Genomic DNA, 24,730 nt, shown 5'->3' with positions numbered 1-24,730 from the left:
CGTAGTGCGCTATGGTCGACACATGACTTCTACGTACGCTGTACTCAGTGAAGGTCTGGAGAAGCGCTTCGGCGCTGTGCACGCCCTGCGCGGGCTGGATCTGGCCGTCGCGCAGGGCACCGTCTGCGGGCTGCTGGGCCCGAACGGGGCGGGGAAGACGACGGCCGTACGGCTGCTGACCACGCTGCTCACGCCCGACGCGGGCTCGGCGCGGGTCGCGGGGCACGACCTCGTACGGGAGGCGGCGGCCGTGCGGCGCCGGATCGGTGTCACGGGGCAGTACGCGTCGGTCGACGGCGACCTCACGGGGCGACAGAACCTGCGGCTGTTCGCCCGGCTGCACCGGGTCCGGGGCCCGGCCGAGCGGGCCGCGGAGCTGCTGGACCGCTTCGGCCTGGCCGAGGCCGCCGACCGGCCCGCGTCCACCTACTCGGGCGGGATGCGGCGCCGCCTGGACCTCGCGGCGAGCCTGATACGCCGCCCGGACGTGCTGTTCCTCGACGAACCGACGACCGGGCTCGACCCGGCCAGCCGGAACCGGATCTGGGACGCCGTGCGCGAGCTGAACGCGGACGGCACGACCGTGCTGCTCACCACCCAGTACCTGGAGGAGGCCGACCAACTCGCCGACGACATCGCCCTGGTGGACCGGGGGCGGGTCGCGCACCAGGGGTCCCCGGCCCAGCTGAAGGCGGCGATCGGGGTGTACGCGGAGGTCGTCGTCGCCGATCCCGGCAGTCTGGACGAGGCGGCCGCCGTGCTCGACCGGATCACCGGCGGACAGCCGGCGCTCGACCACGAGCGGCACAGCGTCGGCGCCGTCACCACCGACACCACCCTCACCCTGCCCCGCCTGGTCCGCGAACTCGACGCGGCCGGCCTGCCGTTGCTCGACGCGAGCCTCAGGTCCCCGACCCTCGACGACGTGTTCCTGCGGCTGACCGACAGCACCGACCGCACCGACCGCACCGACCTCGAGGAGGCCGCGGCATGAGCATGCTGGCGTACGACAGCGGCGCGATGCTGGGACGCCAGCTCCGCCGGATCCGCAACAACCCCGGACTGCTGATCCTCACCCAGACGATGCCGATCAGCATGCTGCTGTTCTTCGGCTACGTCTTCGGCAGCGCGCTGGCGATGCCCGGCGCGCAGTACCGCTCCTTCCTCGTCCCCGGACTGCTGGTGGCGACCACCGCCGGCGGGATCATGGCGGGCATGTTCCAGGCGGCCCAGGACACCCACCGGGGCGTGATGGACCGCTTCCGCACGCTGCCGATGAGCCGGGCCGCCGTCCCACTCGGGCAGGCGCTGGCCGACCTCGTGACCACGGCCGCCGGGACGGTGCCGTTCCTGCTGGTCGGACTGGCCATGGGATGGCGGGTGAAGGGATCGGCGCTCGACGCGGTGGCCGCGGTCGCGCTGTTGCTGCTGTTCCGGTTCGCCTGCACCTGGGTGGGCATCTTCCTCGGGCTGCTGACCCGCAGCGAGGAGGCGGCCGGCCAGCTGGGCGGCGCCACCTTCATGCTGCCCCTGCTGTCCAACGCCTACATCCCGACCGGCAACCTGCCCGGCTGGCTGCGCACGCTCGCCGAGTGGAACCCGATCAGCGCGGTGACCACGGCGCTGCGGGACCTGTTCGGCAACGCGCCCGTGCCCGAGGGGGCGGCCTGGCCGGTGGCCCATCCGGTCGCGGGGTCACTGGTGTGGTGCGCCGCGCTGATCGCCGTCTTCGCGCCGCTCGCGGTCCGCCGCTACGCGCACGGCTGACAGAACCGCCGGTCGGGGGCGATGATCCACCCCATGGACCGACTTCCCATGGACCGACTCCCCCTGCCCCTGGAGGGCATCACAGTCGTCGCCGTCGAACAGGCCGTGGCCGCGCCCTTCGCGACCCGGCAGCTCGCCGACCTGGGCGCCCGGGTCATCAAGGTGGAGCGGACCGACGGCGGCGACTTCGCGCGCGGCTACGACTCCGCGGCACGCGGGCTGGCCTCGCACTTCGTGTGGTGCAACCGCGGCAAGGAGTCCATCGCGCTGGACCTGAAGGACCCGCGCGGCCTGGATCTCGTACTGCGGCTGGTCGCGGACGCGGACGTGTTCGTGCAGAACCTCGCGCGGGGCGCGGCGGCCCGGCTCGGCCTCGACGCGGCCACGCTGTGCGCGGCGCATCCGCGGCTGGTCGCGGTGGACATCTCGGGGTACGGGGCATCGGGCCCGTACGCGGACAAGCGTGCCTACGACATGCTCGTGCAGTGTGAGACGGGGCTGGTGTCGGTGACCGGGACGCCGGAGCAGCCCGTGAAGGCGGGGATCCCGGCGGCGGACATCGCGGCGGCCATGTACGCCTTCTCAGGGGTGCTGGCGGCGCTCGTGCGGCGCGGGACGACCGGGCGCGGCGGGCCGGTGGAGGTGTCGATGCTGGACGCGCTCACCGAGTGGATGGGCCACCCGCTGCACCACACGATGCACGACGGCGCTCCCCCGGCGCGCACCGGCCTGGCGCACGCCGTCATCGCGCCGTACGACGCCTATCCGACGGCGGACGGCGGGCGGGTGCTGCTGTCGGTGCAGAACGACCGGGAGTGGCGGCGGCTGGCCGAGCAGGTCGTCGGACAGCCCGAGTTGGGCGCGGATCCCGCGTACGCGACGAACCCGGCGCGGGTCGCGAACCGGGAGCGAACCGACGCGCTGGTCGCCAAGGCGCTGGGCGCGCTGACGGCGGACGAGGCGCTGGCGCGCCTGGAGGCGGCGGGCATCGCGTGTGCCCGGCTGAGGGACCTGCGGGAGGTGGCGGAGCATCCGCAGCTGGCGGCCCGGGAGCGGTGGCGGGAGGTGGGTTCGCCGGTCGGGCCGTTGCGGGCGTTGCTGCCACCGATCACCTTGCCGGGCGGGGACGAGGCTCGGATGGGTGACGTGCCCGCGCTCGGACAGCACACCGGTGCGCTGCTGCGTGCCGTGGGGATGACGGACGACGAGATCGCAGCGTTGCGCCGGGACGGTGTGGTGGTCTGAGCGCGGGCGGGGCTCAGTGCTTGTTGCCGCCGAACAGCGAGCGGCGCAGTCGGCGCAGGGGGGCGAAGAGCGAGACCCGGCGGACCCGGGCACCCCTGCCGCTGCGCTCGTGCGCGGGCTCACGTGCGGTCAGCTCACGCATCAGCGAGGTCGCCTCGACCGTCTCCCGCTGCGGTATGGCGGGACCGCCCAATACCGACAGATGGCGGTCCAAGCGCGAGCTGGTCGCGCTGCTCCCGCAGGTGATCGCAGGGACCCGCGCCCTGCTGCGCACTGTTATCTGCTCCATGTCACTCCCCACCCGTACGAGTCCACCCGGCCCGGGCAGGGTAACCCTATCGCCCCGGCGAGGCATGCGTGTATCACGGTCGCAGGATTCACCTACCCAGCAAGGGGGTTGATGATTACTCTCCGAATCCGACCGATTTCAACGCGAGTTGGGCAATTGGCTGCGTGGTGGGCTGCACTGACCCACCGTCGGGCTCCACGGTTACGGCGAGTGACATCGCCGACTTGCCCAGACCTGTTGCGATCAAGGGCGTGTCACCGTCGAAAAGCCCCAGGGAGCGCGGTTGCACGCCGGGGCGCATGAGCCAGAGCTGGCGCACCCGTCCGCTGGGCGGAGCGCTGTATCCGCTGAGCGTGACGACGGCTTGGCCCTCGGAGGCGGAAGCGATCACTCCGATAGTCCTTCCCTGTGTGTCCTTGCCGCTGGTCGCACGCGCGTCCGAGGCGGAGAGAACGTGGGCGATGTCACGTGACTGTGCCCGCGCGGCGTCGAGTTGGTCCTGAGTCCGGTTGGCCTCGACCGCGAAGAGCCCGGCGACGACGAGTGCGGCGGCGGCCGTGACGGTGGCGAACGGGACGAAGAGGGGGCGCGGGCGAGGCGCACGGGTGCGGGCCGGAGGGGGCTGCGCACCCCAGACGTGCGGCGGGAGTTGGGGCGAGTGTTCCCGGGCCTGCGCCGGGGCCGGGTCCTGCGGGGTGGCCCGGACCGCCGCCAGCACCCGGTCGCGCATCGCGGCCGGCGGCAGGGCGGCCGTGGACCAGGCCAGGCGCACGGCGTCCTCGGCCAGTGCGCGCACCTCGGCGGTGCAGCGGTCGCAGTTCCTCAGATGCTTCTCGAAGCGGACGCGCTCGGCGGGTTCCAGGGCGTCCAGGGCGTAGGGGGCGGCGAGCGAGTGCAGGTCCTCGCGGCGCAGCAGCCGGTCGAGCAGGCTCATGCGGCACCTCCCAGGCACTGGCGCAGCCGGGTGAGTCCGTCGCGCATCCGCGTCTTGACCGTACCCAGCGGCAGCGACAGCCGCTCGGCCACCTCGCGGTAGGTGTAGCCGTCGTAGTAGGCGAGGGTGACGGACTGCCGTTGCAGCGCGGTGAGGCGGGCCAGGCAGCGCCGTACCCACTCGCGCTCCAGCCCCGCCTCGACCTCCTCGGCGACCTGGTCGAAGGCGGGGCCGGAGGCGCGCAGTGCCTCGCGCTGCTCCCGTTCGCCGGCGGCGCGGGCGCTGCGCACGCGGTCGACGGCGCGACGGTGGGCGAGGGTGAGGACCCAGGACAGGGCGCTGCCCCGGCCGGGGTCGAACCGGGCGGCGGAGCGCCAGAGTTCAAGCAGCACCTCCTGGGAGACCTCCTCCGACTGGGCGGGATCGCGCAGCACACGGCGCACGAGCCCGAACACCGGCCCGGACACCATGCCGTACAGCTGCTCGAACGCCTTCTGGTCACCGCCGGCCACGCGCACCAGGAGTTCGTCCGCGTCCACCCCGTCCCCCTCTCCGCGGCCGCACCGGCCCCATCCCGCCACACCCGCTCCTGTCACCCCGGCCCTGCCCAACGGACACACCTCCAGCAGGGCTTACGTATCCCAGGGCCGAAAACGCGGGTCACGAACTCGAAAAAGATTTTTTCTTCGAGACCAATCCGAACCCGCCCTCTGCTCCGTATACCCGTCCGTCAAGCAAGTTGGGACTGAGGACGGACGGCATGACACCTCACTTTTCCAGGAGCGGCGCGGGGCGCAAGGGCCTCGCCACTCTCGTCTGCAGTGCGCTGGCCGCCGGTGGGCTCGCAGCCGCCGGCGCCGCCGCACTGGCACCCGGGGCGGCCTTCGCCTCCAGCCACCGCGAGGCCCCGCTCATCTCGGGGACCCCGCAGTACGACAACACCGACGTGTACGCGTTCGTCAGCCCCGACAAGCCCGACACGACGACGATCGTGGCGAACTGGATCCCCATGGAGGACCCGGCCGGCGGACCGAACTTCTTCACGTTCGCGGACGACGCCCAGTACGACCTCCATGTCGACAACAACGGTGACGCCCAGGACGACCTGATCTTCCGCTACACCTTCAAGACGCACCGGAAGAACGAGAACACCTTCCTCTACAACACCGGTGTGGTCGACAGCCTGAAAGACCCCGACCTCAACGTCACGCAGACGTACGACATCGACCTGATCAAGCTGAAGCACGGCAAGCAGGTCTACAAGTCGCGGGTCGCGGACAGCGTGCCGGTGGCCCCGTCGGACGTCGGCAAGGCGTCGATGCCGGACTACGCGAAGCTGCGCTCGCAGGCGATCTACAAGACGGCGAACGGCGGCGCGACCTTCGCCGGGCAGGCGGACGACCCGTTCTTCCTGGACCTGCGCGTCTTCGACCTGCTGTACGGCGGGAACCTCAGCGAGGTCGGCCGGGACACGCTCAAGGGCTACAACGTCAACACGATCGCCCTGCAGGTGCCCAACGACCTGATCCGCGAGTCGAGCAAGCAGCCGATCGTCGGCATCTATTCGACCACGCAGCGCAAGAACGCGCAGGGCTACTACTCGCAGGTCTCGCGCCTGGGCAACCCGCTGGTGAACGAGGTCGTCAACCCGCTGAAGGACAAGGACAAGTTCAACGCGTCCTCGCCGGCGTACGACGCGCAGTTCCTGAAGAACGTGACCAACCCCGAGCTGCCGAAGCTCATCGAGTCGATCTACAAGATCAAGGCTCCGAAGGAGCCGCGCAACGACCTGGTCGACGTGTTCCTGAAGGGCGTCAAGGGCCTCAACCAGCCGCCCTACGTGAAGCCTTCGGAACAGCTGCGCCTCAACACCTCGATCAAGCCGGCCATGCACCCCAAGCGGCTCGGTGTGCTCGACGGTGACAACGCGGGCTTCCCGAACGGCCGTCGCCTCACCGACGACGTGGTCGACGAGGCGCTCCAGGTCATGGAGGGCGAACTGGTCGGCGCCAAGAACGACCTGAGCGACGCGGTCAACGCGAACGACAAGAAGTTCGAGAAGTACTTCCCGTACGTGGCCGAGCCGACCCCGGGTTCGCGCGGCGCTCTCGCCAAGGGCACGACCAGCGGCGCCGACGTCCGCAGCCAGCTCGGTGACGCGCTCCAGCCGGCGGGCTCCGGCGGCGGCACCGACAACAAGGTCCTGATCGCCGGGTCGGCGGCCTCGGGTGCGGCCGGAATCCTGCTGATCGGTGCGGCCGTGGCGTGGTGGCGCCGGCGCATCCAGCGCCCGTACTGAGCCCCACGCTCCACCCCCACCGACTGGCGCGGCCCGCGCATCCATTCCCCCACGGCGCGGGCCGCGCCGTCCCACGACTTCCCGCAACGACCAGGCGACCCAGGAGAGGGCATGTCCCCGCGCACGAACGACAACCCCGTGTCCGAGGTGGACGGGGACGAACTCCCGCCCGCCGCTGAGACATCCCCCGCCCCGCGGGCTGAACTCCCTGGTCAGAAAACCGAGTCCACTGAAACTGGGTCCACTGAAACTGGGTCCACTGAAGCAGAGCTCATTCCCGCGGCGGACCGCGAGGCGTCCGGGGCGGATGTGCGGGTCGCCGCCGTGCGGCGGGTCGGGGAGGCCGGGCGGCGGTGGCGGGCGGCTCGGCTCGCCGGGTGTGCGGCGCTGCTGGCGGTCGCGCTGACCGGCGGGGCGATCGCCTTCGGTGCGGCGCGGGACGGTTCGCCCGCGACCGTGGCGGCGGCCTCGAGTGCCGTCAACCCGGGGCTGCTCGCGAGCGGCGACCTCGACGCGACCATCGCCTCCCTCCAGGCCCATCTGCGCACCCAGCCGAAGGACTACGGCAGTTGGGCCACCCTCGGGCTGGCCTACGACGAGCAGGCGCGGACCAAGGGCGACCCCTCCCGGTATCCGCAGGCGGAGAAGGCCCTGAAGCGCTCGCTGCGGCTGTCCCCGGACAACGACCAGGCGCTGGCGGGCCTCGCCGCGCTCGCCGCCGCCCGGCACCAGTTCGCACTGGCCCTCACCTACGCCGACCGGGCTCTGAAGCAGAACCCCTACAGCGAGCGCGCCCTGTCCTCCCGTATCGACGCACTCGTCGAACTCGGCCGGTACGACGAGGCGTCCAAGGCCGCCGACACGGCCGACGAGCGCAAGCCCGGCGTACCCGTCTTCACCCGGTACGCCTACGTGCACGAGCTGCGCGGCGACGTGAAGACGGCCCGCCGGGTGCTGGAGCAGGCCCTGTCCAACGCCACCTCCCGCGGCGACATCGCCTACGTCTCCGCCCAGCTCGGTCAACTCGCCTGGAACCAGGGCGACTACAAGACCGCGCTCCACCGGTACGCACGCGCCCTGGCCGCCGACGAGAACTACCTCCCCGCCCTGGAGGGCCGCGCCCGCGCCCAGGCGGCGAGCGGTGACCGGGCCGCCGCGATCAAGGGCATGGAGCTCGTCGTCTCGCGGTATCCGCTGCCCGGCCCCCTCGTCGAGCTCGGCGAGCTGTACGAGGCGCGCGGCCAGGACGGCGACAAGGCCAAGGCCGAGGACCAGTACGCCCTCGTCGACGCATGGATCTCCCTGGCGAAGGCCAACGGCGTCAACGCCGACCTCGACACCGCGCTGGCCGCCGCCGAGCACGGCGACAAGGCCGCCGCCCTGCGGGCCGCCCGCGCCGAGTGGGCCCGGCGCCACACCGTGCACACCGCGGACGCCCTGGCCTGGGCCCTGCACGTCAACGGCAAGGACCAGGAGGCCCTCGACCACGCCCGCCGGGCCACCGCCACCGGCTACCACAACGCCTCCTTCCTCTACCACCGCGGCATGATCGAACTGGCCACCGGCCACCGGAAGGACGGCCGCGCCTCGCTCACCGCGGCCCTGAAGCTCAACCCGGGCTTCTCCCCGCTCGGCGCCCGCGAGGCCCGCAAGGCGCTGGAGGCGGCCAAGTGAAGCCCCGCCGCCTCCTCGCCGCCGCCCTGGCCGCCGGCGCGCTCGTGCTGCTGCCCGTCACGGCCGCGAGCGCCCACCCGCTCGGCAACTTCACCGTCAACCGGTACGACGGTCTCGTCGCCGCCCCCGGACAGCTCCGCGTCGACCACGTCGAGGACCTCGCCGAGATCCCGGCCACCCAGGCCAAGCCCGACATCAAGCGGCTTGGCGGCCTGACCGAGTGGGCCCGGCAGCGGTGTGCCACGGCCGCCGAGGGCAGCAAGCTGACCGTCGACGGCCGTACGACCGCCCTCTCGGCCGGCACCGCGCACGCGAAACTGCGGCCCGGCCAGGCAGGGCTCAACACCCTGCGGGTGGAGTGCCGGTTCACCGCCCCGCTCCCCAAGGGCGACACCGTGACCCTCGGCTTCCACAGCGCGGGCACGACCACGGGACCGGGCTGGCGGGAGATCACCGCGCGCGGCGACCGCACGACGCTCACCGCGTCGGACGTGCCGAAGACATCGGTGTCCCACGAACTGACGGCCTACCCCAAGGACCTGCTGTCCTCCCCGGCCGACACCGTCAGCGCCTCCGTGCACGCGCGGCCCGGCGGACCGGCCCTCGCCGCGGAGCACCAGGCCGCCCCCGCCTCCTCCATCCTGCCCCGCGGCGCCGACCGCTGGACCCGCGCGCTGGACAACCTCGTCGCGCGCCACGACCTCACCCTCGGCTTCGCCTCCCTGGCCCTGCTCATCGCGATCGGCCTCGGCGCGATGCACGCCCTCGCGCCGGGCCACGGCAAGACCCTGATGGCCGCGACGGCCGCCGCCCGGGGCGGCCGGGCCCGCATGCGGGACGTGCTCCCGCTGGCCGCCTCGGTCACGGTCACCCACACCCTGGGCGTGGTGGCCCTCGGGCTCCTCGTCACCGCCGGATCGGCCGCGACCCCCTCGGTGATCGCCTGGCTGGGCATCGCGAGCGGCCTGCTGGTGACCATCGCGGGAGCGAACCTCGTACGGCGGGCGCTGCGCAACCGGCAGCAGGCGCACGGCCACGGCCACGGCCACGGCCACGGCCACAGCCATGGGGACGGGCACGATCACAGTCACGATCACGGCCACGGTCACAAGCACGAGCACGGACACGCGCACGAGCACCATGACCACGACCACTCGCACGACCACGACCACGACCACGACCACGACCACAAGCACAACGGCGCCGCCGTCGAGCACACCCACGGCGGCTTCACCCACACCCACGAGACCGCCCCCACCCTGCGCGGCACGATCCTGCTCGGGTTCGCCGGCGGGCTCGTGCCCAGCCCCTCCGCGGTCGTGGTGCTGGTGGGCGCCGCGGCCCTCGGGCAGGCGTGGTTCGGGCTGCTGCTGGTCGTCGCGTACGGGGTCGGGCTGGCGCTCACCCTCACCGCGGCCGGGTTCGCGGTCGTCAAGCTGGGTAGCGGAATGAACCGGGTGCTGAACAAGCGCCCCCGCTGGACCGCGGGCCCCGCGGCGGCTCTCGTGCGCCGGAGCACACCCCTGGCGTCCGCGTTCGTCGTGCTGGTCCTGGGCGCCGGATTGGTGCTCAAGGGGGCGGCATCCGCACTGGGCTGAGCTACGTTTGTGGAGAAATCACGCGAGATGCCGTGGGGGGCACCCGTGTCCGGACAATCGGGCAGTGAACGTGTGATCGCCGGCCGCTACCGTCTGCTGTCCCCGCTCGGCGAGGGCGGAATGGGAACCGTGTGGCGGGCCCGCGACGAGGTACTGCACCGTGAGGTCGCGGTGAAGGAGGTGCGGGCCCCGGCCGGGCTGCCCACGGCGGACGTGGAGCGGATGTATGCCCGGCTGGAGCGCGAGGCCTGGGCGGCGGCGCGGGTCGCGAACCGCAATGTGGTGACGGTGTACGACGTGGCGATGGAGGGCGGCAGGCCCTGGGTCGTCATGGAGCTGGTGCGCGGGATGTCCCTCGGCGACCAGCTGGAGGCGGAGGGCCCGATGCCCCCGCAGCGCGCCGCGCACATCGGCGCCGAGGTGCTGGCCGCGCTGCGCGCCGCCCACGCGGCCGGGGTGCTGCACCGGGACGTGAAACCGGCCAACGTGCTGCTGGCCGACGACGGCCGGGTGGTGCTCACCGACTTCGGCATCGCCACGGTCGAGGGCAGCTCCGCGCTGACCATGACCGGCGAGGTGATCGGCTCGCCCGAGTTCCTCGCGCCGGAGCGCGCGCTGGGGCGCACGCCCGGTCCCGAGTCGGATCTCTGGTCGCTGGGCGTGCTGCTGTACGCGGCCGTCGAAGGCAGTTCCCCGTTCCGTCACGACACGCCGCTGAGCACCCTGCGCGCGGTCGTCGACGAGGAGTTGCCGCCGGCGCGCCGGGCCGGGCCGCTCGCCCCGGTCATCGAGGGGCTGCTGCGCAAGGACCCCGCCGAACGGCTGCCGGCCGAACTGGCCGAGCAGGACCTGCGGCTCGTCGCCGCGGGCGGGGCGCCGCGCGCGGACACCGTGCCCGTGGCGTCGTACGCCCCGACGGCCCCGACCCGTCCGATGCGGCCGTCGTCCCCGACACCGCCGAGACCCGTACCGGTCCGCACCGCCACAGCGCCCGTGCCGGAGCGGGGCCGCGACCGGCGGGCCGGCGTGGTCCTGGTCGTGGGCCTGGTCGCGGTCGCCCTGGCGCTGGCCGGGCTGACGTACGCGCTGCTCAACCACGGCAGCGAGGACGACAAGAACAGCGGTGGGGCGAGCACGGACAAGGGCAGCGGCTTCAGCTCCCCGGCCCCCACCCGCACCACCGACTCCACCAAGGGTGCCCCGCCGCCCTCGCCGAGCAGCAGCCCGGTGAGCTCCGCCCCGGCCCAGTCCGTGCACGTCACCCTGACGGGGGCGCACACGGAGTACTCCGGGAGCTGTCCGCCGCCGAGCGCTCAGGCGCCCGCGTTCACGGCGACGTTCACGGTGGGCCGGCTGCCCGCGCAGGTCGAGTACCGGTGGGTGGCGAAGAGCGGCTCGGTCTCGGACTCGGGGTGGAAGACGCTGTCGTTCCCGGCGGGCGGCGGGAAGTCCAAGCAGGACAAGGTGGTCGTGACGACGTACTCGGAGAGCGGGACGGTCGAGAACGCGATCGGCGTCGAGGTGCGCGGCCCGGTGCGTACGACGTCCGACCAGGTGCCGTTCTCGGTGACCTGCGCGACGGCGGAGACCCCGTCGGACGGGGCCTCCTCCTCGGCTTCGGCCTCTGACTGAGCGGATCAGGCCGCGTTGGTGAACACGGGCAGGTAGCCGCCGGACTGGCCGGAGGCGGTCGGGTGGTACGACTCGCTGATGTCCAGCAGGTTGAGGCTGTGCAGCCAGGCGCTGCCGGAGCACAGCTCGTGGCCGGAGAACGTGGTGCGGACGTCGCCGAAGACGAAGCCGTGGTCCAGGGCGCGCTTCTGGATGGCGGTGTCCAGGTAGTCGGCGGCGTCGTTGATCGCGGCGCGCTTGGTCCCGGAGAGGCCGATGCACGTCGTCCCCAGCTGGTAGAAGCGGGGGTAGCCGATCACGACGACACGGGCGGACGGGGCCTTGCCGCTGATCGCCGAGTAGACGCTGTCGAGTCTGCCGGGCAGCGTCGAGTCGACGTACGCCTTGGCGGTGTTGATGCGGGACAGGCAGGTGCTGTCGGATCCGGTCACACAGGTCGTCATGACGTCGGCGAAGCCGGCGTCGTTGCCGCCGATGGTGATCGAGACCAGGGTGGTCGAGGTGCTGAGCGAGCCGAGCTGATTGGCGAGCACGTCGCCGGTCTTGGCGCCGGAGCAGGCGTTGAAGGCGAACGAGGACGGGGCGTGGGCGGCGTTCCACAGGTACGGGTACGCCTTGGTGCTGCGGTCGCAGCTGCCGCTGGAGCTGATGTAGCTGCCCGAACCCACTCCGGAGGAGTAGGAGTCGCCGAGCGCCACGTAACCGCCGGTCGCGGCGAGGGGGGAAGCCTGCGCCGTGGCCGCCCCGGTGAGGGCGAGGCCGGTGGCGAGGAGGAGTGAGGTCACGAATGCCGTAAACCGGGAACGTCTCATGGAACCTCCCTTTAGCAGGATCTCTGCCTCAACCGTCGTAGCAACTACGCGTGTTGACGGGAAGTGTTCATGCCAAGACTTTTGACGCCCCAACAGGATCGATTTCGTACGCTCTCTGCCTGTTTGTTTATGTTCGACGAGGTGACTCACAGGTGACCTTCAAGCGACACCCCAGCGCATGTTTAAAGCCGGACAAGATGCCGTGCGCGGGGCCTCCGCATCTTGACGGCCCCCTCGGGGCTGCGCGACATTGAAGCCCGGCATCCGGCGCTTCGGGGGGCAAAGTCGCCCATGCAGAACATAGGCATCAAGTCAGCCGCAACGGACGGCACCGAGCGTGCGCGACCAGGGCCGGGGAGGGACCTGTCGCCGCTGCTCGCGGGGGCCGCCACGACCGTGAGCGGGGTCGGCGCGCTGCTCGCGCTCACCGGCTCGCACTGGTTCCTGCGCGGCCCGTGCGTGCTGTTCTTCCTGCTCGCGGCCCCGGCCGCGGCCATCGCGGCGGCGCTGCGCGGGCTGGATCCGTTCGGCCGCTCGCTCGCCTCGGTGGCCGGTGCGGTGGCCGTGAACATGCTGGTGGCGCAGGGCATGCTGGCCGTGCACCGCTGGTCGGTGCGCGGCGGGGCCGCCGCCGTGACCGTGCTCAGCCTCCTCCTGCTCCTGCTGGTCCTGCTGCGGCTGCCGCACGGCCGTACGGCGAGAAGACAGGGCCGTACGGCGAGAAGACAGGGCGTGTGACGTGGACATCAGGGTGTACCGCCCCGGTGAACTGAGCGCCGCCGACCGGGCGGCCTGGACGGCGATGCAGGCCAAGGCCCATCTCCACGGCACCCCCGAACTGGCGAACCCGTTCCTGTCCCCGGAGTTCGCGCTCGCGGTGGGCCGGGTCAGACGCGGCGTGCGGATCGCGGTGGTCCACGAGGACGGCGAGGCCGCCGCCTTCTTCCCGTACCAGAGATCCGCCACCGGCGTCGGCCGGGCGGTCGGTCTCGGCGTCTCCGACTGCCAGGGCCTGGTGCACCGGCCCGGCTTCACCTGGGACGCCCAGGAGTTACTGCGGGCCTGCGGGCTCGCGCTGTGGGAGTTCGACCATCTGGTCCAGGGCCAGCAGCCGTTCGAGGCCTCGGCCTCCGGCACCTTCCCGTCCCCGGTCATGGACGTCGACCAGGGCTACGAGGCCTATCTGGGCCGACTTCGCGCCCACTCCCCCAAGTTCACCCGGAGCACGCTCGCCAAGGAACGCAAGCTCGGCCGGGACGCGGGCACCGTACGTTACGTCCACGACGAGCGCGACCCCGAGGCCCTGAACACGCTGATGGCGTGGAAGTCCGCGCAGTACCGCCGGACGGGGCGCAGTGACCGCTTCGCGCACGAGTGGATCACCCGGCTGGTGACCCGGCTCTTCCACACCCGCTCCGAACCGTTCGCCGGGATCCTGTCGGTGCTGTACGCGGACGGCCGGCCGGTCGCCGCCCACTTCGGGCTGCGCACCGAGCGAATACTGGCCTGCTGGTTCCCGGCGTACGACCCGGCGTTCGCGAAGTACTCACCGGGACTGATCCTGCATCTGCGGATGGCCGAGGCGGCCGCCGCGGACGGCATCGCCCATCTCGATCTCGGCCGGGGCCAGAAGGAATACAAGGACTCCCTGAAGACACGCGAAATCGCCGTGTCCGAAGGGTGGGTGACCAGGCGTCACCCGATGGCGGTCGGACACCGGGCGCGGCGCGCCCCGGTCCGGGCGCTGCGCAACACGGTGATGTCGCGGCCGGAACTGTTCGAACCGGCGGACAGAATTCTCAAACGGATGGGAAAGGTCCGTTCGAGACACATGTAATGACGAAACCAACAAAAACGTGAGGCTTCGGTCCAGGCCTTGCCATACGGGTTCAATCGTCAATACCGTCAGACATCTCACCCGCATCGGTCCGTCGACAACGGCTCCAGGGGAGGGCTCAGGGCCACGGCGTTCCGGCGCGGGGCGCGGTAGGGGGGTGCCGAGCTCGGTGACCGAATGGGGTGACCGAGCCGTGCCGCGCGACCGGCTGCCGACGATTCGCGGCAGGCCGGCCAGCTTTGCCAGCTCACCCGTGTGCTCGGAGATCCGTTCGCCGTGCCGTGGGTGAGAACCCCCCTTTCGAACCGGACACAGAGCGGGCCGCCCAGGGGCGGGCGGCCCACCGGACGAGAGGGACAACCGTTCATGAGTTCCGTTCTCCACCCGCCCAATCCAGGCAATGATCCTTTCATCGCCACCACCTATCGGCCCGTCTCCTCTCACCTGGCCATCGCGCCGCCGGTGAGCGTGGTGATTCCCGCCATGAACGAGGCGGAGAATCTCCCGTACGTCTTCAAGACGCTGCCGGACTGGATACACGAGGTCGTTCTCGTGGACGGCAATTCCACGGACGACACCGTGGAGGTCGCACGCGAGCTGTGGCCGAAGGTCAAGGTCGTCGAACAGCGGGGCAAGGGCAAGGGGGATGCCCTGATCTCCGGGTTCGAGGCGTGCAGCGGCGACATCATCGTGATGGTCGACGCGGACGGCTCCGCCGACGGGCAGGAGATCGTCAGCTATGTCTCCGCGCTGGTCTCCGGCGCGGACTTCGCCAAGGGGTCACGCTTCGCCAACGGCGGCGGCACGGACGACATGACCTTCATCCGCAAGCTCGGCAACCGGGCGCTGTGCGCGGTCGTCAACCGTAAGTTCGGCGCGCGCTACACCGACCTCTGCTACGGCTACAACGCGTTCTGGCGGCACTGCCTGGACAAGATCGACCTCGACTGCACCGGGTTCGAGGTCGAGACCCTGATGAACATCCGGGTGGTCAAGGCGGGGCTGAAGGTGCAGGAGATCCCGAGCCACGAGTACCTCCGCATCCACGGCACGAGCAATCTGCGGGCCGTCCGGGACGGGCTGCGGGTGCTCAGGGTGATCCTGAGAGAGCGCTCCAACCGCCGGGCACTGCGCCGTATGGCCGCCCAGCACTCGCCGATGCTGAACGCCGGGCAGGGAGAGGTGTCTTGAGCGATCCCGACATCTCCGTCGTGATCTGCGTGTACACCGAGGACCGCTGGGAGGACATCCTCGCGGCGGTCTCCTCGGTGCGCGCGCAGTCGTATCCGGCGCTGGAGACGCTCCTGGTCGTCGACCACAATCCGATGCTCCTGGACCGGCTGGCCAGTCAGTACAAGGAGGCCGGTGAGGAGGCCGGTGACGTGCGGGTGCTCGCCAACGCGGGCCCCCGCGGCCTGTCCGCGGGCCGCAACACCGGTATTTCCGCCTCCCGCGGCGAGGTGATCGCCTTCCTGGACGACGACGCCGTGGCCGAGCGGGACTGGCTGCGGCGGTTCGCCGAGGGGTACGCCGATCCCCGGGTGATGGCCGTCGGCGGCCGTACGGAGCCGGTGTGGGCGTCGGGGCGGCGCCCCGCCTGGTTCCCGGAGGAGTTCGACTGGGTGGTCGGCTGCACCTACCGGGGCCTGCCGGCCGGGCAAGTCCGGGTGCGCAACGTCCTGGGCGGAAACGCTTCTTTCCGGCGTACGGCCTTCGACGCGGCGGGCGGCTTCGCCACCGGCATCGGCCGGGACGGCGACCGGCGCCCGCTGGGCTGCGAGGAGACCGAGCTGTGCATCCGGCTCACCCGCGCCCGGCCCGACGCGATCCTGCTCATCGACGACCGGGCGGTCATCCACCACCGCGTGCCCGGGGCGCGCGAGCACTTCGCCTACTTCCGCACCCGCGTCTACGCCGAGGGCCTCTCCAAGGCCCTGGTCGCCCGCAGTGTCGGCGCGGACAAGGGGCTGGAGTCGGAACGCCGGTACGCCACCCGGGTACTGCCCGCGGGAATCGCCCGTGGCCTGCGGGACGCCCTGCTGGCCCGCCCGGGCGGCGCGGGCCGGGCGGGCGCGATCGTCGCCGGGGTGCTCACGGCGGCAGGAGGCTACGCGGTGGGGAGCGTGCGGGCCCGGCGGGGCGGCACCGTGTTCTCCGTCGTGCGCATCGAGGACGGGGGCCGCGCATGACGGACGCACCCGTGCCGATCCTCATGTACCACTCGGTCGCGACCTCGCCGAACGCCGCCACCCGGGCCCTGTCCGTCACGCCGGAGGCGTTCGCGGAGCAGATGGCGATGGCCGGGGATCTGGGGCGGACGCCGATCGGGACGGCGGAGCTGGCGGCGAGTTGGCGGTCGGGGCGGCCACTGCCCGACCGCCCGGTCCTGATCACCTTCGACGACGGCTACGAGGGCGTCCACCGGCACGCCCTGCCCGTGCTCGCCAAGCACGGCTTCACGGCCACGCTGTTCGTCTCGACGGGCTGGATCCGGGGCGTGCACGACACCGGGGGCGGGTTGGACACCATGCTGGACTGGGACCAGGTGCGGGACCTCGCGGGCGCGGGCGTGGAGATCGGGGGGCACAGCCACACCCACCCGCAGCTCGACCAGCTCGACGACGACACGCTGCGGTCCGAGCTGGTCCGCTGCCAGGAGATCGTCGCCGGCGAACTGGGCACGGTACCCGCCTCCTTCGCCTACCCGTACGGCTACTCCAGCCGCCGGGTGCGCCGGGCCGTACGCGCGGCGGGGTTCGCCCAGGCCCTGGCCGTCGGCAACGCGCTCGCCCGCCGCCGCCAGGGCCCGTACGCGCTGCGGCGCGTCACCGTGCGCCGCGGCACGGACGCGGAGGAGTTCGCGCGGCTGCTCGAAGGCCGTTCGATCGCCCGCGCCTTCGCCCGGGACCGTGCCCTCACCAAGGGGTACGCCGTTGTCCGCAGAGCCCGCCAGGTCCGGAAGGCCATCCGTTCCCGTGTCTGACACGACCACCACCGAGGCCGCGACCACCGCCACCGAGGCGCCCGGGCAGCCAGGGCGCCGGCTCCGCCTGCCGGGGCGCGGCCGGTCCCCGGGCGGCAACCAGCTGTTCCGCAACGCCTACGCGCTGATGCTCAACACCGGCATCTCCGCGGTCCTGGGCCTGGGCTACTGGCTGGTGGCCGCCCGCTACTACTCCGAGTCCGCGGTGGGCCAGGGCTCGGCCGCGATCGCCGCGATGAAACTCCTCGCCGGGCTGACCGCGGTGACCCTGACGGGCGCCCTGGCCCGGTTCATCCCGGTGTCGGGGCGTTCCACCGGACGCCTCATCGCCCGTACGTACCTGGCGAGTTCGGTCGTCGTGGCGTTCGCGGCCGGGGTCTTCCTGCTCACCCTGGACACCTGGGGGCCGTCGTACCGGTTCCTGCACGGGACCGTCAAGGGCCTCGGCTTCATCATGGCCATCGCCGCCTGGAACCTGCTCACCCTCCAGGACGGCGTGCTGACCGGTCTGCGCAGCGCGCCCTGGGTGCCGGTCGGCAACACGGTGTTCTCGGCGGTGAAGCTGGCGCTGCTGGTCTCACTCGCCGCCACGATGCCGACGACCGGCGTCTTCGCCTCCTGGGTGCTGGCCATCGCCACCTCCGTGGTGCCGCTCGGCCTGCTGGTGTTCCGGAAACTGGTCCCCCGGCATGTGAAGGCGACCGAGGAGCACGCCCAGCCGCCCTCGGTGAAGGAGATCGGCAGGTTCCTCGCCGGGGACTACACCGGCTCGCTGTTCTCCCTCGCCGTGGTCTACCTGGTCCCGGTGATCATCGCCGCGCAGGTCAGCTCCGAGGACAACGCGTACTTCTACATCACCACCACCATCGGCGGCACGGTGAACCTGCTCGCCATCAACATGGGCGCGTCCCTGACCGTCGAGGGCTCGCACGAGCCGGGGCGGCTGGCCGCCAACACCCGGGCGGCGCTGAAGCGGATGGCGCGGATCATGCTGCCGATCTGCGGGCTGCTGTTCCTCGGAGCGCCGTGGATCCTCGGCGTCTTCGGCCCGGGGTACGCGCACGCGGCGACCCCGCTGCTGCGCTGGTTCGCGGTCGGCGCGCTGCTGCGCGTGGTGATGGAGACGTACTTCGCGGTGCTGCGCGCGCAGAGCCGCACCGCCCCACTGGCCTGGCTGCAGGGGCTGTTGTGCGTGCTGGTGCTCGGGCTGACGCTGCTGCTGCTGCCCCGCATGGGCCTCAGCGGTGCGGGCGTGGCCGAGATCTCCTCTCTCGCGGTGATCGTGGCGATCGCGGCACCGAAGCTGTTCAGGACCGTCAGGGCCGCGCCGGACACCGTCCCCGAGGCGGCGGCGCCGGACGGGGACCTCGCCGACCTGGGGGCGCGCGAGGTCCCCGCCGTGTCCGAGCCGCGCAGGCGGGGACCGGCCTGGGCGCTGGACGGCGACACCCTCGCGCTCGGCATCCACGTCGACTTCGACCACCAGGAGCGCCGCCCCGACGTGCGCCCCGGACCGGGCACCCCGCCGGCCGGGGTGCCGCTGCCACGGGAGTGGGAGAGGGAGCCGGGCGCGGAGGCGTCGCTGGGCCCCGCCGAGGCCTCGCTGCTGCGGGAGATCGAGACCGAGGTGGCCGTACCGGAACCCCCGCGGCCACCGCGCTCGCTCCCAGAACGCCTGCTGCCCACCCGCACCGGTCTCCTCCTCGGCTGCCTGCTGATCGCCGCGCTGCTGCTGTACTGGGTACCGGCGCTGCGGCTCGACGAGGGCCGCCTGGACGGGATGGGCGGGCTCGGCCTGGTCTCCGTACTGCCGCTGCCGACGCTGGCCGGCGCGGCGCTGCTGGTCGTGGTGTTCGCCGCGCTGCTCCGGCCGGCCCGCGAGCACCGGGCGCTGCTGCTCGCGACGCTGCTGGCGACGGTGGTGTCCCTGCACGCGCTGCCCGCCGTGATCGAGACCGAGCCGCGGTTCGCGACGGCCTGGCAGCACCTGGGGTTCATCGACTACATCGACCGCACCGGGTCGGCCGTGCCGGACCTGGACGCCCGCTGGAGCTGGCCGGGCTTCTTCGCGGCGGCCGCGTTCATCGGCAGGGCCTGCGGCGTCACCGACTTCACGGAGATCATCCGCTGGTGGCCGCTGGCCATCCAACTCGCCTACCTGGCCCCGATATTCCTGCTGACCCGCGCGCTGCGGGCGAGCTGGCGGGCCAAGTGGACCGGCGTGTGGGTGTTCGTGCTCGGTGGCTGGGTCGGCCAGGACTACTTCTCCCCGCAGGGCTTCACCTATCTGCTGTACCTCGTGTTCGTCGCGGTCCTCCTGGTCTGGTTCCGCGCCCCGCACGCGCTGTGGGGCAGGTTCCGCCCCGGCGAGGCGGAGGTCGAGCCGGCCGGCCGGCGGCAGCGGGCCGTGCTGCTCATGGTGCTGATCGGCCTGTACGCGGCGAGCGTCCCGGCGCACCAGCTCACCCCGTTCGTGATGCTCGGGGTGCTCGCGGCGCTGGTGCTGGTCGGCAAGTCGGAACTGCGCGGGCTGCCCATGCTGTTCGCGGTGCTGGTCGCGGTGTGGGTCGGCTTCATGGCCGAGCCGTACTGGTCCGGGCACTTCGACGAGCTGTTCGGCGGGGTCGGCGGGGTCGGCAGCAACGTGTCGACGTCCGTGTCCGGTCGTATCCAGGGCGGCGACCCCACGCACAAGCTGGTCCTGTACACACGGGTGCTGCTGGCCGGCGGGGTGATGACGTTCGCCTGCCTCGGCTGGTTGCGCCGCCGCTGGAACAGGTACCGCGAGCGGTCGCTGCTGGTGCTCACCTTCGTGCCGTTCCTGGGCTTCGGCATGCAGTCGTACGGCGGTGAGATGGCCCTGCGGGTCTTCATGTTCGCGCTGCCCGGTGCCGGTCTGCTGGCCGGTCTGGCCCTCTTCCCGCGCACCGGCGCCACCGCCGCGGAACGCGAGAAGGACCGCGGCCGGCTGGCCCCGCTCGCGGCGCTGCTGGCGGGTCTGCTGCTCATGGGCGGCTTCCTGGTGGCCCGCTGGGGCAACGAGGCGTTCGAGCGGATCCGGCCCGGCGAGGTCGCGGCCATGGACTACGTCTACGCCCACGACCGGCCGACGGTGCGCCTGCTGTGGCTGAGCAACGACACGGTGAACAACGTGACGCCGGCGATGCCGTGGGGCGCGAAGGACATGGAGCGCGTGAACTATGTGCCGACTCTGGCACCGACCGATCCGGTGCTGGTGTCGGGCCTGGTCAAGGCGCTCAAGGACGCGGGTCCCCACTCGTATCTGATGATCAATCAGAGTCAGGTCACGTACTTGCGGATGGACGTGGGCTACCCGGCGGGCTGGGAGTCCCGGCTGATCCGCAACCTCGACGACCGGCAGGAACTGACGAGGGTCCTGGCCAACGACGACGTGACCATGTACGCGTTGCGCGAGCAGCCCGCGGGCAAGGTGCCGAGGCCCGATCCCGGACCGATCGGGCCGCAGGTGACCTGGACCCCGTGGTCGGTGGTCGGGGCTCTCGCCGCCGTCGCGCTGATGCTGCTGCTCACCGCGCGTGAGGTGGTCCGGGTCGCGGTGCGGCCCGGGGTGCGGCAACTGCGGTTGCTACAGGGCAGCTTCTGGTTCTCGCTGCCGCTGCTCGCGGTGGTGCTGGCCTCGCTGGTGCAGCGGTTCACGACGATGAAATGAGCCGCGCGTGGCTCGTCGGGCTGATCCGGCTCACCGGGCGAGCCACTTCACCTCGTACGCCCGCATGCCGAACCGCTTTCCGTCGACCTTCGCGCTGATCGACCGGTTCAGGGTGTTGACCACCAGGACGGCCTTGTCGGTGGCGAGGACGCGTACGTCGGGCACGTCGTCCGGGGCGACCGAGACGGTCTCGTACCTGCTCCCCGGCGGGAAGGCCTTCCCGAACCGCTCGACGAGGCCGTACATCGCAAGCTCCGCGCCGCCGCCCGGGGTGTCGGTCGGTGTCCACAGGCAACCGGGGCAGCCGGTTCCCTTCTCCTCCTCCGGGTTCCAGTAGAAGCCGGAGTCGGCGCCGCCCTCGACCATGGCGATCATCCCGGTGGCCTGGACGGCGACCCGGTGCTGTTCGGACCAGCCCGAGCGGTCGTCGTCGCCGTCGGCGGGCTCGACGTAGTACTCGGCCCACCACAGTGGCAGGTCGTGGGTCTGCCGCCGCACCCACTCGCTCACGGCGGTGAGTTTGCGGGTCGCCGCGAACTCGTCCGGCAGCAGGTCGTCGTCCTTGGTGTAGCTGGAGCCGTCGACCACCACGAAGTCGGCGCCGGCCTTGTGCGCGTTCCAGTAGCCGAAGGCGTCCAGGACCCGCTGGTCCATGGCACCCCAGGCACCCCGCAGGGCGGTGGAGGCGTCCTGCTTCTGGCGGGGGTCGACACTGTCCATGACGAGGTACGGGCCGCCGACCATGATGTCCGCGTCCACCTTCTTCAGCGCCTTGTAGACCAGGTTGTACAGCCGGGTGTACCCCTCGTAGTCCCAGCGGCCGTCCGCGTTGTTCCAGAAGCCCTTGAACTCGTTCCAGACGATGAAGTGGCGTACGTCCGGATAGCGTTTGGCGACGGTCGCGGCGAGGTCGGCGAAGTCCTGGTAGTGGGCGGGCGTCGGGGCGGTCTCCAGGGCGGACCGGCTCCAGTCGGTGTTGCCGACGCCCGCCTTGCCGCCCTTCATCCAGTCCGGTGAGCAGCACAGTGTGATCACCGGGGTGCCGCCGGAGGCGCGGACGAAGTCGATGCGCCGGTCCATCGCGGTGAAGTCGTAACGGCCCTTGACCGGCTCGGGGTTGTCGGCGCCCCAGCCCATGATGTGCTGGTTCTGCGGCAGCCCGCCGCTCTGCGAGAGCCGCTCCGCCACGCGCTTCGTCGCCGTCCCGCCGCCCTCGTCGGCGCTGAACTGGGTGTGGGTGAAGCCCCAGCCCACAGAGGGCTCCGGGCGCTTCGCCGGGGTGGCCGGGGTGCCGTGCACCTTGTCCCCGTCGCGTGAGGTCCCCGCGGTGCCGCCGCTGCCGGGAAGCGTGTTGATCAGGGTCACCACCAGGGCCAGAGCGGCCACACCCACACCGAGCAGGGCGGTGAGCCGCCACCGCCGAGCATACGAATTCCACCCATGACGTCCCATCAGGGACAACAGTAGACTTGTCACAGGACGGAGGGGGCGGCACGGCGGAAACCGGGTGCACGGGGCGGGTCCGTGCCGGATCATGGCGGCATGTCTGCGAACCCACACGACGCTCTGCCGATCCGGCTCAACGTCGACGACTCCGACTCGCCGTCCGACGTCGTCGACGCGCTGTTCCTCGGCCGCTTCGCGACGGGCGAGCAGCCGTACGCGCACGCCGCCAACATCGATCGCGTCCGCTCCGGCGTGACGCTGCTGCCCCGTGACGCCCGCGTCCTGCGCATCGCCCGCGACGACGACCGCAGCGCCACCCTCGCCGAGGGCGACGGCTGGACCGTGCTGGTCTCCCGCTGGAACCGCGGCGCGGACGTCACGGTGACCGCGACCAGCGCCGAACTCGCGGCGAAGGTGCTCGACGAGGCGACGGACGGCGCCGCCGACGAGCCCGAGCCGCAGCCGGAGAACGTGACGATGGGCTTCTGGTACGTCTCCCCCAGGCGCGGCCCGCACCGCACCACCCGCCAGATCTCCGCGGGCACCTGGGAGGAGATCCGCGCCAACTACACCGCACCGGTGGCCGACGCGATGGACCACCTGATGAAGACCACCCCTCAGGACATCGCGGGCCGCCTGCTGCTGCTCCACGGCCCGCCCGGCACCGGCAAGACCTCGGCGCTGCGCACGCTCGCCCGCTCCTGGCGGGACTGGTGCCAGGTGGACTGCGTGCTCGACCCGGAGCGGCTCTTCTCCGACGTCGGCTATCTGATGGACATCGCGATCGGCGAGGAGGACGCGGCGGGCAAGGGCCGTTGGCGGCTGCTCCTGCTGGAGGACTGCGACGAGCTGATCCGCGGCGAGGCCAAGCACACGGCCGGCCAGGCCCTGTCCCGTCTGCTGAACCTGACCGACGGCCTGCTCGGGCAGGGCCGCAACGTCCTGGTGGGCGTCACCACCAACGAGGACCTGGAGCGCCTGCACCCCGCGGTGGTCCGGCCCGGCCGCTGCCTCGCCCGGATCGAGGTCGGCAGGCTGACCCGTCAGGAGGCGGTGGCCTGGCTCGGCGGTGAGGCCGGCGGGGCCGACGGCCAGGAGGACACCGTGGGCCGGGACGGGGCGACGCTGGCGGAGCTGTACGCGCTGCGCCGGGGCACGTCACCGACCTCGGTTCCGGGGGCGCGGGACGGGGCGGACGCGGGGCTGTATCTGTAGTGCTTTGATGGATGTATGCCCCTGTTCGTCGGTACCTCGGGGTGGCAGTACAAGGACTGGCGGGACCTCGTCTACCCGGCCGGGGTCCCGACGCGGCTGTGGCTGGAGGAGTACACACGGCTCTTCGCCACGGTGGAGATCAACAACGCGTTCTACCGGCTGCCGTCGCGGGAGACCTTCGAGTCCTGGCGGGCCCGCGTGCCGCCGGACTTCGTGGTCGCGGTCAAAGCCAGCCGCTACCTCACCCACATCAAGCGCCTGAAGGATCCCGGGGAGCCGGTGCGGCGCCTGATGTCCCACGCGGCGGGCCTCGGTGACCGCCTGGGCCCGGTCCTGCTCCAACTCCCGCCGACCCTGCGCGCCGACCCCGGCCTGCTGGACGCCTGCCTCGCCCGCTTCCCCTCCGGCACACGGGTCGCGGTCGAGCCGCGCCACGACTCCTGGTGGACGCCCGAGATCCGCCGGGTACTGGAGTCCCGGGGCGCCGCCCTGTGCTGGGCCGACGTCCTCGCCCGCCCGGTCACCCCGCTCTGGCGCACCACCGACTGGGGCTACGTCCGTTTCCACCAGGGCCGCGCCCAGCCGTGGCCACGCTACGGCCGCCGCTCCCTGGAGACGTGGGCCGACCGCATCGCCATCACCTGGTCCAGGGCCGACGACGTCTACGCCTACTTCAACAACGACCCGGGCGGCGCGGCGGTGGCCGACGCGGTGACCTTCGGCAAGGCGGCGACGAAGGCGGGCCTGACGCCGACCCGCACACCGGACCTGACGGCCCACCGCTGACCGTTCGCGCCGCGATTTTCTCTCCGCGGCAACGGCGCTCAGCCCCGCCGTCGCCTCCCGGCGGTGCCGAACTCCCCCAAGCCCCACTCACTCCCCATAAGCCGCCCGCAGGGCATCCCGCACGGCGGCAAGCGCCGCGGCCTCGTCCAGCCCGAGCCTCCGCACCCGCTCGACGTAGGCCTGAGCCGCAGCCGCCGCTTCCCGAACAGCAGCCGAGCCGGCGGCAGCCACGAACGTTCCGTTGCGGCCCCGCGTCTCGATCACCCCGTCCGTCTCCAGCGCCCGGTACGCCTTGGCCACCGTGTTCACCGCGAGCCCCAGCGACTCGGCCAGCCCGCGCACGGTCGGCAGCCGGTATCCCACCGGCAGTTCACCGGACCGGGCCTGTTCGGAGATCTGCGCCCGCACCTGCTCGTACGGCGGCGCGCTGTCGTCGATGTGGATCTTCAAGGTCACGGGCCGATTCTCTCGTACCCGCCGGAAAATAAGAGGCATCCGGGCACGGCCGCCGCATACCGTGCG

The 24,730-nt window shown here is 72.0% G+C and carries 21 protein-coding genes; 15 read left to right on the top strand and 6 right to left on the bottom strand.

Annotated elements, in window-relative coordinates:
* Positions 1–22 precede the first annotated feature (22 nt).
* Genes ACH45E_RS17215 through ACH45E_RS17205 form a run of 3 tightly spaced genes read left to right on the top strand, consistent with a single transcriptional unit; the run spans position 23 to position 3,012 of the window.
* Positions 23–994, top strand: coding sequence for an ATP-binding cassette domain-containing protein (locus tag ACH45E_RS17215; protein WP_361440500.1), 972 nt, complete (start codon positions 23–25; stop codon positions 992–994).
* Positions 991–1,767, top strand: a complete 777-nt coding sequence (locus ACH45E_RS17210; RefSeq protein ID WP_361440497.1) for an ABC transporter permease — start codon at positions 991–993, stop codon at positions 1,765–1,767. The genes ACH45E_RS17215 and ACH45E_RS17210 overlap by 4 nt, the downstream gene beginning before the upstream one ends.
* 48 nt (positions 1,768–1,815) lie before the next feature.
* A complete protein-coding gene (locus ACH45E_RS17205; protein WP_399041030.1) occupies positions 1,816–3,012 on the top strand; it encodes a CaiB/BaiF CoA transferase family protein in 1,197 nt (398 codons plus the stop codon).
* Positions 3,013–3,025: 13 nt separating this feature from the next.
* Here the strand turns inward: ACH45E_RS17205 and ACH45E_RS17200 are convergent, their stop codons facing one another.
* The 3 genes from ACH45E_RS17200 to ACH45E_RS17190 form a co-directional block, all read right to left on the bottom strand.
* Positions 3,026–3,301, bottom strand: coding sequence for a hypothetical protein (locus ACH45E_RS17200; RefSeq protein WP_132853822.1), 276 nt, complete (start codon positions 3,299–3,301; stop codon positions 3,026–3,028).
* 115 nt (positions 3,302–3,416) lie between these two features.
* Positions 3,417–4,235 carry an anti-sigma factor gene (locus ACH45E_RS17195; protein WP_361440491.1) on the bottom strand — a complete coding sequence of 273 codons (819 nt, stop codon included), beginning with the start codon at positions 4,233–4,235 and terminating at the stop codon, positions 3,417–3,419.
* A complete protein-coding gene (locus tag ACH45E_RS17190) occupies positions 4,232–4,774 on the bottom strand; it encodes a sigma-70 family RNA polymerase sigma factor (protein ID WP_361441454.1) in 543 nt (180 codons plus the stop codon). Before ACH45E_RS17190 ends, ACH45E_RS17195 begins: the two co-directional genes overlap by 4 nt.
* A 221-nt stretch (positions 4,775–4,995) precedes the next feature.
* Between ACH45E_RS17190 and ACH45E_RS17185 the strand changes: the two genes are divergently transcribed.
* From ACH45E_RS17185 to ACH45E_RS17170, 4 genes are all read left to right on the top strand, one after another.
* On the top strand, positions 4,996–6,534 hold the full coding sequence (locus ACH45E_RS17185) for a DUF4331 domain-containing protein (protein WP_361440488.1): 1,539 nt from the start codon (positions 4,996–4,998) through the stop codon (positions 6,532–6,534).
* A gap of 111 nt (positions 6,535–6,645) precedes the next feature.
* Complete coding sequence (locus tag ACH45E_RS17180; protein ID WP_361440485.1) at positions 6,646–8,208, top strand: tetratricopeptide repeat protein; 1,563 nt, start codon at positions 6,646–6,648, stop codon at positions 8,206–8,208.
* On the top strand, positions 8,205–9,806 hold the full coding sequence (locus ACH45E_RS17175; RefSeq protein ID WP_361440482.1) for a sulfite exporter TauE/SafE family protein: 1,602 nt from the start codon (positions 8,205–8,207) through the stop codon (positions 9,804–9,806). The genes ACH45E_RS17180 and ACH45E_RS17175 overlap by 4 nt, the downstream gene beginning before the upstream one ends.
* Positions 9,807–9,833: 27 nt before the next feature.
* Positions 9,834–11,438 (top strand): serine/threonine-protein kinase, encoded by a 1,605-nt coding sequence (locus ACH45E_RS17170; RefSeq protein WP_361441451.1) that lies wholly within the window; start codon positions 9,834–9,836, stop codon positions 11,436–11,438.
* Between the two features lie 5 nt (positions 11,439–11,443).
* On the opposite strand, the gene ACH45E_RS17165 is transcribed toward ACH45E_RS17170, so the two are convergent.
* A complete protein-coding gene (locus ACH45E_RS17165) occupies positions 11,444–12,250 on the bottom strand; it encodes an SGNH/GDSL hydrolase family protein (RefSeq protein ID WP_361440479.1) in 807 nt (268 codons plus the stop codon).
* A gap of 291 nt (positions 12,251–12,541) precedes the next feature.
* Between ACH45E_RS17165 and ACH45E_RS17160 the strand changes: the two genes are divergently transcribed.
* From ACH45E_RS17160 to ACH45E_RS17135, 6 genes are all read left to right on the top strand, one after another.
* Positions 12,542–12,988: a hypothetical protein gene (locus ACH45E_RS17160; RefSeq protein WP_361440476.1), complete on the top strand. Its 447-nt coding sequence runs from the start codon at positions 12,542–12,544 to the stop codon at positions 12,986–12,988.
* A 1-nt stretch (position 12,989) separates the two neighbouring features.
* The gene (locus tag ACH45E_RS17155) at positions 12,990–14,087 is read left to right on the top strand and encodes a GNAT family N-acetyltransferase (protein ID WP_361440473.1); all 1,098 of its coding nucleotides are present in this window, start codon (positions 12,990–12,992) and stop codon (positions 14,085–14,087) included.
* A gap of 366 nt (positions 14,088–14,453) precedes the next feature.
* The gene (locus ACH45E_RS17150; RefSeq protein WP_361440470.1) at positions 14,454–15,278 is read left to right on the top strand and encodes a glycosyltransferase family 2 protein; all 825 of its coding nucleotides are present in this window, start codon (positions 14,454–14,456) and stop codon (positions 15,276–15,278) included.
* A complete protein-coding gene (locus tag ACH45E_RS17145; protein WP_361440467.1) occupies positions 15,275–16,276 on the top strand; it encodes a glycosyltransferase family 2 protein in 1,002 nt (333 codons plus the stop codon). Before ACH45E_RS17150 ends, ACH45E_RS17145 begins: the two co-directional genes overlap by 4 nt.
* On the top strand, positions 16,273–17,070 hold the full coding sequence (locus tag ACH45E_RS17140) for a polysaccharide deacetylase family protein (protein WP_361440464.1): 798 nt from the start codon (positions 16,273–16,275) through the stop codon (positions 17,068–17,070). Before ACH45E_RS17145 ends, ACH45E_RS17140 begins: the two co-directional genes overlap by 4 nt.
* Positions 17,063–20,761 carry a lipopolysaccharide biosynthesis protein gene (locus tag ACH45E_RS17135; protein WP_361440461.1) on the top strand — a complete coding sequence of 1,233 codons (3,699 nt, stop codon included), beginning with the start codon at positions 17,063–17,065 and terminating at the stop codon, positions 20,759–20,761. The genes ACH45E_RS17140 and ACH45E_RS17135 overlap by 8 nt, the downstream gene beginning before the upstream one ends.
* 30 nt (positions 20,762–20,791) lie before the next feature.
* Here ACH45E_RS17135 and ACH45E_RS17130 read toward each other — a convergent pair whose 3' ends face one another.
* Entirely contained in the window at positions 20,792–22,213 is a 1,422-nt protein-coding gene (locus ACH45E_RS17130) for a xylan 1,4-beta-xylosidase (protein WP_361440458.1), read from the bottom strand.
* A 90-nt stretch (positions 22,214–22,303) separates the two neighbouring features.
* Here ACH45E_RS17130 and ACH45E_RS17125 point away from each other — a divergent pair, with 90 nt between their 5' ends.
* Entirely contained in the window at positions 22,304–23,422 is a 1,119-nt protein-coding gene (locus tag ACH45E_RS17125; protein ID WP_361440455.1) for a DUF5925 domain-containing protein, read from the top strand.
* A 15-nt stretch (positions 23,423–23,437) separates the two neighbouring features.
* On the top strand, positions 23,438–24,208 hold the full coding sequence (locus tag ACH45E_RS17120) for a DUF72 domain-containing protein (RefSeq protein WP_361440452.1): 771 nt from the start codon (positions 23,438–23,440) through the stop codon (positions 24,206–24,208).
* Positions 24,209–24,295: 87 nt separating this feature from the next.
* On the opposite strand, the gene ACH45E_RS17115 is transcribed toward ACH45E_RS17120, so the two are convergent.
* A complete protein-coding gene (locus ACH45E_RS17115; RefSeq protein ID WP_361440449.1) occupies positions 24,296–24,664 on the bottom strand; it encodes a GntR family transcriptional regulator in 369 nt (122 codons plus the stop codon).
* Between the last annotated feature and the right edge of the window lie 66 nt (positions 24,665–24,730).

The sequence above is a fragment of the Streptomyces sp. NPDC020299 genome (assembly GCF_044387825.1).
In the GTDB taxonomy this organism is placed as follows: Bacteria; Actinomycetota; Actinomycetes; order Streptomycetales; family Streptomycetaceae; genus Streptomyces.
This window is presented reverse-complemented; position numbering and strand designations above follow the sequence as displayed.